A 12,825-nucleotide genomic window follows, 5' to 3' on the forward strand; every position below is an offset into this window, starting at 1 on the left:
CCTTGCCCTCACGCGCCGCCGTTGAAGGCCAGCTCATGTTCCAGCGCTGGCTGGCGGGTTAAGATTGCCTCGATGAGCTCGTCTGCGATATCGCGCAAGGTCTTTTCGGCGGTGTCGATTTGTGCCGCTTTTTGCGCCCGAGCCGTAGGGGCGAAAACGCGCTTGACCACCGTCGGGGACCCGCGCAGACCGCATCTGGTGAGGTCATCAATGCCGGCGTCGGCCGCACTCCATTTCAAGACCGGGCTGCGCGCGGCGCACAGGGCCTCCTCGAGCGAGCCTCGGCGAATCTCATTGGTGCCTTCCAGCATGGTTATGAGACAAGGGAGCCTGCTCTTCAGCATCTGCGTGCCGCCTTCACTGCGGCGCTCGACTTTGATCTCGCGCGCAGCAACATCAATGGAGGCAATCTTCGCGACATAAGTGAGTTGCAAGAGGTCGAGGCGCTTGGCGATGCCTGGCCCCACCTGGGCGGTGTCGCCATCGATCGTCTGCTTGCCAGTGAAGACGATATCTGGCGTGCCGAACGTATCGCCAACCTTCGCGATTGCCTGGGAAAGAGCGAAGGAGGTCGCCAGCGTGTCGGAGCCGGCAAAATAGCGGTCGGTTAGGAGCACCGCGCGGTCGGCGCCGTAACCGAGCGCCTTGCGCAGCGCATCCTCTGCCATCGGCGGACCCATGGTGAGAACGGTGACCTCGCCGCCATAATCGTCACGCAGTCTGAGTGCTTCTTCGAGGGCGAATAGGTCGTAAGGGTTGATGATGGTGGGTACGCCCTGGCGCATGATCGTGTTCGTAACGGGATGGACCCGTATCTGTGCCGAGTCCGGCACCTGCTTGATGCAGACTACGGTGTGCATTGGCGGTCTCTTTGGGCTTCTGTCCGGATGTGAGCCTGGCAGTTGATCCTTGGCAGCATCATTCGTGCCAACCGTTTTTCGTACTCCTTTTCCTGGATACTCAGTTGGTTCCTTCCAGGATCGCCTTCGTGATGACAGGATTTGTAGGCTTCTCGACATTGGCGCGTCGCAACCATCTCGCGCACTCATTCTTCTGCGAACCGCTTCAGGACGGAGTCGAACGGGACGAATGTACGGCTCGGCGTGGCAGGCTTGTTCGGATCGTGGTCTTTGAGCACCTTGAATATGCGGTGCGTAAGCGGCGAGGAGGTCGCGAAGTCCTCGTAGGCGCGTTGCAGTGTGGCGCGCACCCGCGCGGCGATCACTTGGTCAGGCAGATCCGATAGATCTTCTTCCGCAAGGTATTGGCCCACGCGTTTCATGATATGAAGCCGGGAGACATTCAGTACCTTCGGATCATAAGAGACCCCAAGGACTGCGAAGAACTCCTCCGCGGCCGACAGGCCTTTTAGTCGCGCGAGGATGTCGCTAACGTCGATAGGGCGGCTGTCAGCGGAACAATTCATTGCATTCCCCCTCGTCGGGCAACTGTCGTGCGTTCGTCGCGCAGCTGGATCCGCAGATCCCCGGAACATACCTCGCTGTGCAGACTATCGTAGAGCTCAACCAGTTGAGTTGCAGTGACGGCAGATTTGGTCTCGGACGCCTTGCGGCGGACGCGGGCCACAATCGCGGCTGCCAGATCCGGATCGAGATCGCGACCGTTGTCGTTCAGCACACGAGCAATCGCGGTTGCGCCGGAATGCTTACCGATGACGATACGATTGCAGCGGCCCACAAGAGCCGGGTCGAGCCCCTGATAGGCGCGCGAGTCCTTCAGCAACCCGGCGACGTGAGTGCCGGATTCGTGGGTGAAAACATCGGCCCCGACGACCGGCTTCATAGGCGCGGTTTGCCGGCGGGCAGCGCAAGCCACCTTGGCAGCGAGGTCGGGCAATGCGGTCAGGTCGATCCCGGTATCCGCGCCGTCGATCACGGCCATCGCGACTGCCACCTCTTCCAGCGCGGCATTACCCGCACGCTCGCCGAGCCCGAGGACGGTGACGGAGGCATGGCTCGCACCTGCGCGGATCGCGGCCAGCGTGTTGGCGGCAGCAAGACCAAGATCATTGTGCGCATGAAACTCGAGGTCGATCTCGGACTTCGCCATGAGCTGGGCGACAAGTTCGAAAGTCGAAAACGGATCGAGAATTCCGACCGTATCGGCCAGCCTGACGCGGCTTGCCCCGGCGCGCGCAGCCGTTTCGATGACCCGGGCAAGATGATCCAAATCAGCCCGCGAAGCATCCTCGCAGCCCACAGCAACGAAGAAGCCGGCAGCGGCTGCACGCCGGACCATATCCTCGATGACCTGGAGCGCTCCTGCCTCATCAAGGCCGAGCTTTGCGGCAAGTTGAATGTCCGAGGCAGGCAGCGACAGATTGACGGCGCGGATGCCGCTCTCGATCGCCGCCTCGAGGTCCCGCTCCTTCATCCGGCACCACGCCATGAGCCGAGCCGGGAGACGCCGCGCGACCGCGGCGCGAATTGTTTCGATTTCGTCGGCGCCCATGATCGGCGTGCCGATCTCGATTTCGGGGACGCCGGCGGCGGCAAGAGCCTGGGCGAGTTCCAGCTTTTCCGCCGTCGTAAAAGCGACGCCGGGCGCCTGTTCGCCATCACGCAAGGTTGTATCGTTGAGGAAGACGTCACGGCTCATGAATGGTGGCCTATTCCGCCGCCGCTCAGGCTTAGACCTGACCGAACGACTTCTGGCCTTAGCCCACGCGGCCCGAAACCGGGAGAGCCACGCAGCTTCTCCAAGATTGCCGGCATAACCTCAAGCACCCGGTCGACGTCCGCTTCGCCGTTGTCGCGCGCAAATGAGAAGCGGACCGCTGCGTGTGGAATATTCATCGCGCTCAGGACATGACTCGGTTGCATTGAGCCGGAGGTGCAGGCGGAGCCGGAGGAACAGGCGATGTCCAGGCGGCTGAGCAGATGTGGGATTGCGTCGCTTTCGGCAGTTTCAAATGAGATGTTCGCGGTGTTTGGCAACCGCTCCATTGGATCGCCAGTGACACAAGTGCCTGGGATGCGCCGGAGGATCCCCTCTTCCAGGCGGTCGCGGAGCGATTTTACCCGTGTCGCGGCGTCGTCCAAGAATTTCAGGGCGAGTTCGGCTGCCATACCGAGTCCGACTATGCCGGGAGTATTCTCGGTGCCGGCACGCCTGTCGTGCTCTTGGTGTCCCCCCTTGATCAGCGAGCGGAAGGGCACGCCACGCTTTACCCAAAGTGCGCCGATCCCTTTGGGGCCATGAAGCTTGTGGCCGGAGAGCGACAGCATGTCGATTTCCGTCGATTTCAGGTCTATCGGAAGTTTGCCGACCGCCTGCACCGCGTCGGTATGGAAAAGAGCGCCGATTTCCTTTGCCAACTCCGCAAGCTTGGCCACGGGGAAGATCATACCAGTCTCATTGTTCGCCCACATTATCGAGACGATTGCCACGTGTGGGGTGAGGGCGGCCTTGTAGGCATCGAGGTCAAGCCGGCCGCGACGGTCCACCGGGATCCTGTGGACTTTGACACGGCGGGTCTGCTCAAGATGCGCGCATAACGACAGCACGGCGGGATGCTCGACCGACGACGTGACGATCTCGGTTCGGTTGGGCAACGCCTCAAGCGCCGAAAGAATTGCTGTATTGTCGCTTTCCGTTCCACCCGAGGTGAAGGTGATCTCATCGTCAAACTGCGCGCCAATCAGCGCTTGCAACCGCCGCCGCGCCTTCTTTATAGCCGCCGCGACCGAGGCGCCAAAGGCGTGCGCCGAAGAAGGGTTGCCGAATTGATCCGAGAAGAACGGCAACATCGCTTGCACGACCTCAGGATCGACCCGTGTCGTTGCATTGTTGTCGAGGTAGACAGGCCGCATAGCTACGATCTCAGTCAACTGAAGGACTTGCCGCAGCCGCACTTCTCCCGCGCGTTGGGGTTGTCGAAGACAAAGCCGGAAGATTCGAGCCCAGCGACGAAGTCCACGGTCATTCCAGCGACAAAGGGTTGGGAGTTTGCGTCCACAAACAGCTTGACCCCATCTGTCTCAGTGATCACATCGCCCTGGCGCGAGACACTCTCCAGGCCCATTGAGTATTTGAAGCCGGCGCAGCCGCCGCTCTGGACCATAATGCGAAAGCCCTCCGCCGGCTCGCTGGCGCGGGAAAGAGCGGACTTGGCTGCGGCAACAGCGTTGTCGGTGAGCGTAATCATGGCGAGACTTCTCCCCAGCTTGTGACGTTTTCGCGGATCGCGCCGCATGAACCGTGCCAAAAGGAAAAGCCGTTTCCGCACGGCACGATCCCTCCAACGCTGCCATCAATCTTGCGCCCCATTGCTGGAAAGACGTCGCGCACCCGACATGCACTGTCGGGTTTGTCGAGTTCGTCACAGATTGTGCGGCCTCGGTTGCCGCTGGACTCGCAGGTAAGAGCATTGACGAGTGGGCAGAAGGATTTCTGCGCGGTTCAGCCGGATTGGCATGACTTTTGAAACTCAAGTTAGCGATGCGGCGAGAACCGCAGAGACCATGATCATCCCGCGCGTGCGATCGCGATCGATGGAAAGAAGGAACTAAAACAACATGTCATGTCGGTCAGGTCCTCTGGGTCGATGGAATCCGCTTTTGCTGCTCAGACGGCACGGCCGGGACCGCGATCGTGCACGCTCCCCTGCAAAACGCTGTTCCTGACGAGCACCAGGTCGGCATCGAGCATTGCGGGGTGCTTTGTCGATTGACCATCGGGCAGACACCCGATCCTCAACAAGCAGGTGAAAGCAGAGGCAGGACATGGACCAGCGCGAAAGACGATCGGCGCACGAAATCCGCCAAGCGCGGCAAGACAACCCGAAAATACGCGCGCACGATCTCGCCGCCAAATTGGGCATAACGGAAGCGGAACTGGTCGGCGCGCATTGTGGCTTTGGCGCGGTGCGCATTGCGCCAAGCGTAAACACTGTTCTGATCGGCCTCGAAGCGGTCGGCGAGGTGATGGCGCAGACCCGCAATGAAGGCGCCGTGCATGAAAAGATCGGCGTCTACGACAAGGTCGTCCCGGGCAGTCACCATGCCATGGTGCTCGGTAACGACATCGAGTTGCGCATCTTCCCGAAAGCTTGGGCGTACGGCTTTGCCATCGAGGAGCGCGATGGTGACGACATTCGACGCAGCATGCAATTCTTTGATGCCACCGGCGAGGCGGTGCACAAGGTGTATCTCGGGCCCGCCTCAGACCTCCATCGATATAAGCAGCTGCTGGCGCAACTCGAAACCTCGAGCCCCGAGCCAATCATGTTGGTCAAGGGGAGCCGAGCAGAAGGCGAAGCAGAGGTTCCGGACCAAGCCGCCAGGGGGGAGGACTTGCGCGACCGCTGGAGTCGGCTGAACGATGAGCATCAGTTCCTCGACATGTTGAAGACGTTGAAGCTCAGACGCTGCCAGGCGATGCGTATGGTCGGCGAGGATTACGCTTGGGCGCTCGATAAGAATGCCATTGGCGCCATGTTTCAACAGGTGGCCGAAGACGAGATGCCGATTATGTGCCTAGTCGGCAATCGTGGATGCGTCCAGATCCACTCCGGCCCGATCAAATCGGTCAAACCGATCGGGCCGTGCATCAATGTGCTCGACGAGAGCTTCCACCTGCATCTGGGGACCCACCACATTCGCGAGGTCTGGGCCGTTCGCAAACCGACCAAGTACGGTCACGTCACCTCGCTCGAAGCCTATGGCTCCGACGGCAAGATGATCATCCAGTTCTTCGGCAAGCGCCATGAAGGCGAGGGCGAGCGCGAGGACTGGCGAATGCTGGCCGAAACCCTGCCACGCATGTTCCTTCCGACCACTACATGATGCGAGGCCGTTGCGTGTTGTGTTCGGTGTTCGCTCGGCGCTTGCGCAGCCCCGCTCGCGTCTTTTGCCTGCCGAGACCTGTGGGGGGTGTGGCTGTCCGTTCCGATCCGTCGCGCCCGACCAGCGTATTGTCTGCACGCTTAGCCCGGAAAGTCATAACGTAGCTCTATCTCCAAGCAGAAGGTTAGGTTTTTCGCCAAGCCCCGTCACAGCTGCTTGCAAGCGGGATATCGAAAGCTGCTTGGACCCGGAGGAAGGTGAAAGCGCGCCCTTTGGCCTGCTACACCGAGATAAGTTGTCTAACGAAATGGATAGTGGAAATGCACAGAAGGAAGTTCAGCCGCGAGTTCAAGCGTGAGGCAGTGAGCCTGACGAAGGATCGGGGCGCGGCGGTGGCGCAGGCGGCGCGTGAACAATGCAGTTCGCGGATTACGCGGTGAGTTCGATCTGGTGGCCGGCGTGTTTGCGATGTCCATCTATCTGGCCAGTTCGGGAAAGCCGAACGGCTATCCCGCATTCGTGCTCGTCCTGATGCCACTGGCCCTCGGCACCGTCGTGGGCCTCATCAACAGCGTTCTCATAGCCTACGTCAGGGCCTCAGCCGCGATCTCGACACTCAGCATGTCGACAATCCTTCTCGGCCTGACGCAATATTTTCAGCGCCGGGGCGTGCGCTCGGATCGATCCCGGCATGGATCCGGGAACTTACCAACGCGCGCTTCATCGGCATGTCCTGGAGCGTCATCATCTGGATCATCGCGTCGATCCTCGTCGCCCTGGCGTTCCGCTACTTTATCTTTGGAAAGTACTTCAGGGCGGCTGGCGATAATCCCCGCGCAGCACCGGTTTCCGGTATTCTATATGCCGGGATTGTCTTCACGGCGCATCTCCTCGCAGGCGTTCTCGTCGGTCTCGGGGCGCTGCTGCAGATGTCGGCGACCTCGGCAGGCATGGTCGAACCAGGCCTCGGGGTATTCATGAACGCCCTGGCAGCCACGATCCTTGGCGGCGTCACCCTTGGAGGCGACCGCGGCGGCATGGCAGGCGCGTTCGTCGCCGTCATTGCGCTCAGCTTCCTGTTTGCGGTGCTGACTGTCTTCGGCATCCAGGAGCCAGGCAAGTTGATCGCGCAGGGCCTGATCATAGCACCGGCCGCCATTTGTCTACGGCGGCCGGACGCGCTGACCGGGAATTCGGGAGAAGAGCATGACCCAAGCCACCGCTGCCATTACCCGCCAGAAGGGTGGCCCCTTGAGATTGAGAGAACTGACGAAATCCTCGTCCGCATCGTGGCATCTGGTGTCTGTCATACTGACATGGTGGTGCGTGACCAGGGTTACGCGGTCCCGTTACCGCTCGTGCTGGGACACTAGGGATCGGGTGTGGTCGAAGCGACAGGATCCGGCGTCTCGGGACTTGTACCTGGGGATCACGTCGCCCTTTCGTACGCCTACTGCGGAAAATGCGAAAAGTGTACGAGCGGGCAGCCGTTTTATTGTGTCGAGTTCTACGAGCAGAATTTCAAATGCGCGCGGATGGGCGGCACCACGTCAGTGTGTGACTGCCACGATCGTCCCGTCAGCGCAAACTTCTTCGCACATTCATCTTTCGCGACTTACGCCATCGCGACCGAACGCAACGCGGTGAAGCTGCCCAACGTGCCACTGGAACTGAAGGGCCCGCTGGGGTGCGGCATCCGTGGTGAGGCTCAAGGGACTCCGCGATGAAAATCGCTTGGCGCTCGCTAGCGGGCATGTTGCTCTCGAGAAGATCGATGCGGTTAGTAAGGCTCATTGCCGCCAAGTCGTCGACCGAAAGTTCGAAGCGGTACCGAGACTTCGGATCGTTCCAGGCGTCTGGCGGTCGGCAGTGCGCCGATCCATCTTAGGCCTTCGTCGATGACCCTGCTGCAAAACGCTGAGCGCCCTAGCCCGATAGCCACGCGCGGGACCGCTCCGGCCGAGCGATGGATAAGGACGCGGGTGCGCGACGTGGCGCTGGCGGTCGTTGCGCCTCCACCCCATCCCGGATTCGACCTGGATCGAGCATATCGTTGGAGCCCACATCATCCTCGAGTTTGCATATAGTAGCCTTCGGCCTCGGCCTCAGCTTGCCTGCCGTCACCACGGGTGAGCAGATCGCAGCCACGGGATCGAGCCAGTTCACCATGCCTTCCCGCAACAACGGGAAGGCATGGTGAACTGGCTATGATATCCATGATGCGGGAATAAGCGAGCCGCGGAATATCGACGCCGACGCTTCATGGCCGGCATCAGCCTCGCACACGTCGCCGACGGTTACACTTGGACTTTTCCACATGTTGTGTTCCTGGTCCATGCGAGGCGCAGTCCGCCCCCTATACTCCACCCGGCGTGCGAGATAACAGCGCCTCAGACAGATCAAGAGCTGTCCAGTCGAAGCGCCCCGTTCCGTAGGACAAAAGAAAATGGGAAACTTTGAGGGAGGTTGATGCAGCCATCCGTTTGGCTGCCACTGGCGTCAGAGCACTCGGCGCCGAATGCGAATCTGAACTGGCCGAAAAATCACCTGGTTCTGAGTGACAAAGGAATTTGGATGCGATCGTGGCGCGCGTGAAGGAGCGTGCTGCCCAAAGGGCTGATGAATTGAAGGCAGATTGAGCAGGCGAGCGAGCTTCTGAGTTCAGAGAAAGTCTGCGAGAGCCAATAACACTTCAAGGCCACCCTCGCAGAGAATGCAGGAGTCGATCCCCGGACAGCGGTTAAAGAGACGAATCTGCAAGCGTTCTTCGGTGAAGGCCACCGGCTGGCATGGCGGTTTAAAAATCGCGTTTGCCGACGGCGCTGTCCAAATACGCGAGATCTAACGCGAGCGTTCAAATCGGAGGAAGAGGCCATGGGTTGTGGCGGCTGACAGAACTTTACCCGCCCGAACTAGAGGCATACCCGGAGAGCCGCAGCCCTGTTTGAACCATGGCGATAGGGATCAGGCTTCATCGGACACGCGGTCGTGCGCGCCCTAATGGTCGAAGGCCCCCGGCTTGGTGTGCTCAATCGCGGTAACCGCCGTGGATGTAGCGTACATCGGCTGATATCAAATAAACTAAGAGGAGAAGTCCCGCCATGCGACTGGTGCCAGTAGATCGGGTATCCACGATCGACGAGCTTACATTCGACCCATATCCGATTTATCGCCGGATGCGCGCACAGACCCCCGTGGTGCACGTTGCCTCCGTGAAGCGGACGTTTCTCACTAAGGCGTCCGACACGAAAATGGTGAAGGACCAACCCGAGCTCTTCAGTTCGGATGATCCCAACACACCGATGAAGCCGGCCTTTCAGGCCCATACTCTGATGCGAAAGGATGGCGCGGAACACGCCCGCGAAAGAATGGCCATGGCCAAGGCTTTCGCCCCCAAGACTATCGCGGAACATTGGGCGCCAATCTATCGAGACATCGTGAACGAGTATCTGGATCGCCTTCCGCGCGGCGGCACAGTGGATCTGTTTGCAGAGATCTGCGGCCCGGTGGCCGCCCGCATTCTCGCTCATATCCTCGGGATTTGCGGAGCATCCGACGCAGAGATGATACGCTGGTCGCAGCGGCTGATCGACGGGGCGGGCAATTTTGGATGGCAACCGGAGCCATTCGAGCGATCTGACGAAGCCAATGCCGAGATGAACAGGCTCTTCGACAACCTAATCGAAAAGCACAGGGCGGAACCGAACCCCTCGGCATTCGCGATCATGGTGAACGCGCCTGATCCGATACCCATGAGTCAGATGTATGCCAACATCAAGATCGCCATTGGCGGGGGAATTAACGAGCCCCGCGACGCTCTCGGTACGATCGTCTACGGATTGCTGACCAACCCCGAGCAGTTGGAGGAGGTCAAGAGGCAGCAATGCTGGGGGCAGGCCTTCGAGGAGGGCGTGCGGTGGATTGCTCCGATTCAGGCGAGTTCCCGCCTCGTGCGGGAGGACACGGAGATTCGCGGTTTTCTTATCTCGAAGGGCGATACCGTGATGACCATCCAAGCTTCGGCCAATCGCGATGAAGAGGTCTTCGAAGACGGAGAGCGCTTCAACGTCTTCCGCCAAAAGATTTCGCATCAGTCCTTCGGCTCGGGGCCGCATCACTGTGCAGGCGCGCAAATCTCGCGTCAAACCGTAGGGGCAATCATGCTGCCCATGCTATTCGAGCGTTTTCCAAATATGACGCTGCCGGATCCTCAGGTGGTGCAGTGGCACGGCTTCGGCTTTCGAGGGCCGATCAATTTGCCGGTTAAGCTGTCATGACCAATTACGCTGGTCGTGAACCGGGCTGAGGAAAATGCATTCTATGCATGATCCCTGAGTCACGCCCCGGAGCGAGGCTTTCGGATAGGCCTGCTACGGGTGGGCAGCGCCGTACGTTTCCGACATCGAGCGGTTCTGGTAGTTGAAGACGAGCCACTGATCCTGCCTGATGCCGAGACGGTGCTACTCGCCAACAATATTCCGGCCGACTTCCTAAACAGTGATTTGAGCGCCGAAGAGAAGCAAACCCGGTTTTCCCTTTTGGGACGTTGCGAGCAAGTCAGGTTTTTGTCAGCAACCAAGGCTATGTGGTGGCTTGGAATGAGCGCCGCGGGCAGCCGAGGGGCACCGACTGATTTGCAGCGATGGTGGACATCTTGTCATGCCGCGAACGGGGACCTTTACTTGCGTATTCAGCCAGCAAATCCTGCCCCCGCGATCTGCCTCTCGGTGTTGAGGGTCTGGCGCGATGGGTAGGCCGGCGAGCAGTGACGATCGGATGCGCGCTGGTTTGCTCGGGGGCTTGGGTGGTGGTCTCAGTCTTTAAGTTAGTACAGGCGCGCCAAGCCCATGTTCTCCATCGAGTCGATTGTGGAATGCCTTCGCCCAGGCTGCGCTGGCGTCGCCGGGCGCCGATGCAAGCGGGTCCGGTTATGCGGCTTGAGCGAGGGCGTCCGAGGCGGGCGACAAGACTTGCAAGAGGTCTATGAGGCGGGCGTGTCCTTCAGACGCCTTCGCAATCGATGAAAGCAGCGGGCATGTCCGGCGTCGGAGGCCGCAGGGCGGTCGTGACGGCACAGGTCGCCCGGCTGGTGGTCGGACTTGACAACGTAGGCAGCGGCATTCTCGCCGATATCGGAGATGGATAATGACGGGCATTGGCCGAGCCGGGAATTCGCGTATTGGGGATGCGAGAACCGACAACGCGCGGGGATCGAGCAGCTGGCGCCCGGAATCAGGTTTAACCCCTGGAACAGGCGGCCCATCGTTCGCTTCCATCGTGGCGCGGATGCGCTCTGAGCCTCAACATGAAGGGACGTCCTCCGTTCGCAGCCTGCCCCTTGCCGATGATGCCGTTCGAGACAGGCCTGCCAGCTCCTCAGTTGCCCCCCCTGCGATCCCCGGGGCGTTGCCGCGTGCGGTTGGGCGTCGTCGTCCATCTTCCTGGGTGCCGGAGGGTGACGCGCCAGCCCCAGAAAAAAGCCTCTCGAGTTCCGATAGCGAGCCCTGGCGCGGCAATGAGGCCGCCGGAGGTTCGCAAGCAGGTGCTCGCGGAGAAACTTGGCGCCCCGGTCGAACGGCCGGAGGTTCGCAAGCTGGTGTGCACCAGACTGATCGGCAGCATCGGGACGCATTCCGCCGACAAGAAAGTTCACCGCGTTCAGGCGAGGGCGAACCTTGGCGCAGCGATCGCGCGGCCGGAGGCTCGCAGGCAGGCGGGCGCCCGCCCCGTAGGCAAACCGTGTCCAATCTCAATGCAGGACCAGGAGGGCGGCGTATCGACGATGTCTCGGCTCAAGGCGGCCAAGACGCAATCGAGCAAGAACAACTGATTGCCGCCTTGCGTGAGATCGATGGCGCCTGCGGCATCGTTCGATTTTCAACTGCCGTGGTGAACCATAACAAGTCCCTGCAAAGCGCGCACCGCGAGAAATACGCGATATTTCTGCAAAAGGCGGCCGCCCGGTTCACGCGTGAATTGCTGCCAAACTTGAACAAAGACATCGGCGCCGGGACAACATGGGGGTATGCCACAGCATGCAACACAGTGAACCGGGAGGCGGGAGGGCGGGAGGGTATCGAAGCCTGCAGGGCCATGGCAGCTCGGGTGGCGCAGCTTGATAATGCGCTGATCAGCCAAATCGAACCCAGGGCGCTTGCGCTCTTGTCATCATCGTTCGGACGGCATCCCCGGATGGCGGAATGCCGCAATGGCGTGATCAGGATCGCCAAGGTCTGTCGCTACGACAGACGCATACTTAAAAAGCTCAACAGTCAAAGTCTGGCGCTGCTGGTGAACGGTTTGAGCAAATGGCCGAAGGACTGTCGCGACGCCATAGTTGCAATCGCCAGTGAGGTCCATCACCGCGCCGACCAGCTCTCTGGTTTCATTCCGCAGGAATTGTCGACGTTGGTGAACGGCCTCAGTAAATGGCCGCACGAGGAGAACATCCGTCACGCCGCGCTCGCAATCGCCGGTGAGGTGCTTCGCCGTTCCGACCAACTCTCCGAATTTACTCCGCAGAACATGGGTAACTTGGTGAACGGTTTCAGCAAGTGGCCGGAAGCGGCGGCTTGTCGCGAGGCCACAGCCATGATCGCCGGTGAGGTGCTTCGCCGTGCCGACCAACTCTCTGAATTTACTCCGCAGAACCTGGCTAACCTGGTAAACGGCTTCAGCAAGTGGCCGGAACAGGCGCAGTGTCGCAAAGCAGCGGCCGCGATCGGCATTGCGGTTCTTGGCGGCCGTGGGGACCGCTCCGCCCGACCCTCAGACTTTACCCCGCAGGAACTTTCGAACCTGGTGAATGGCTTCAGCAAGTGGCCGCATGTGGAGAGCTTGCACGGCGCCTCAATCGCTATCGCTGGCGAGCTGCTTCGCCGTTACGACCAACTCTCTGAATTTACTCCGCAGGAGATGTCGAACCTGGCAAACGGCTTCAGCAAGTGGCCGGAAGCGGCGGCTTGTCGCGAGGCTATAGCCCTGATCGCCGGTGAGATGCTTCGCCGTTCCGACCAAC

8 protein-coding genes and 3 pseudogenes are annotated in these 12,825 nt (G+C 60.4%); 5 read left to right on the plus strand and 6 right to left on the minus strand.

Going from position 1 to position 12,825, the window contains the following annotated elements:
* Positions 1-8 precede the first annotated feature (8 nt).
* The 5 genes from AC0YKC_RS32030 to AC0YKC_RS32050 all read right to left on the minus strand — a co-directional run bounded on the left by AC0YKC_RS32030 (position 9) and on the right by AC0YKC_RS32050 (position 4,168).
* Complete coding sequence (locus AC0YKC_RS32030; protein ID WP_488513955.1) at positions 9-860, minus strand: electron transfer flavoprotein subunit beta/FixA family protein; 852 nt, start codon at positions 858-860, stop codon at positions 9-11.
* Positions 861-1,045: 185 nt separating this feature from the next.
* A complete protein-coding gene (nifW, locus tag AC0YKC_RS32035) occupies positions 1,046-1,426 on the minus strand; it encodes a nitrogenase stabilizing/protective protein NifW (protein WP_488513956.1) in 381 nt (126 codons plus the stop codon).
* Positions 1,423-2,619, minus strand: coding sequence for a homocitrate synthase (nifV, locus tag AC0YKC_RS32040; protein ID WP_488513957.1), 1,197 nt, complete (start codon positions 2,617-2,619; stop codon positions 1,423-1,425). Before nifV ends, nifW begins: the two co-directional genes overlap by 4 nt.
* Positions 2,616-3,833, minus strand: a complete 1,218-nt coding sequence (nifS, locus tag AC0YKC_RS32045) for a cysteine desulfurase NifS (RefSeq protein ID WP_488513958.1) — start codon at positions 3,831-3,833, stop codon at positions 2,616-2,618. Before nifS ends, nifV begins: the two co-directional genes overlap by 4 nt.
* Before the next feature lie 14 nt (positions 3,834-3,847).
* Positions 3,848-4,168: a HesB/IscA family protein gene (locus AC0YKC_RS32050; protein ID WP_488513959.1), complete on the minus strand. Its 321-nt coding sequence runs from the start codon at positions 4,166-4,168 to the stop codon at positions 3,848-3,850.
* A 577-nt stretch (positions 4,169-4,745) separates the two neighbouring features.
* Here AC0YKC_RS32050 and AC0YKC_RS32055 point away from each other — a divergent pair.
* From AC0YKC_RS32055 to AC0YKC_RS32070, 4 genes and pseudogenes are all read left to right on the plus strand, one after another.
* The gene (locus tag AC0YKC_RS32055) at positions 4,746-5,807 is read left to right on the plus strand and encodes a hemin-degrading factor (protein ID WP_488513960.1); all 1,062 of its coding nucleotides are present in this window, start codon (positions 4,746-4,748) and stop codon (positions 5,805-5,807) included.
* Between the two features lie 320 nt (positions 5,808-6,127).
* Positions 6,128-6,220: pseudogene (locus tag AC0YKC_RS32060) on the plus strand (transposase); the annotation flags it as partial.
* 315 nt (positions 6,221-6,535) lie between these two features.
* A pseudogene (locus AC0YKC_RS32065) lies at positions 6,536-7,534 on the plus strand (alcohol dehydrogenase catalytic domain-containing protein).
* 1,374 nt (positions 7,535-8,908) lie between these two features.
* Positions 8,909-10,084 carry a cytochrome P450 gene (locus AC0YKC_RS32070; protein ID WP_488513961.1) on the plus strand — a complete coding sequence of 392 codons (1,176 nt, stop codon included), beginning with the start codon at positions 8,909-8,911 and terminating at the stop codon, positions 10,082-10,084.
* Between the two features lie 704 nt (positions 10,085-10,788).
* Here the strand turns inward: AC0YKC_RS32070 and AC0YKC_RS32075 are convergent.
* Positions 10,789-11,070 carry a hypothetical protein gene (locus AC0YKC_RS32075; RefSeq protein WP_488513962.1) on the minus strand — a complete coding sequence of 94 codons (282 nt, stop codon included), beginning with the start codon at positions 11,068-11,070 and terminating at the stop codon, positions 10,789-10,791.
* Positions 11,071-11,546: 476 nt separating this feature from the next.
* On the opposite strand from AC0YKC_RS32075, the pseudogene AC0YKC_RS32080 reads away from it, so the two are divergent.
* Positions 11,547-12,825 (plus strand): annotated as a pseudogene (locus tag AC0YKC_RS32080) (hypothetical protein); the annotation flags it as partial.

The sequence above is a fragment of the Mesorhizobium sp. CNPSo 4661 genome (assembly GCF_057784215.1).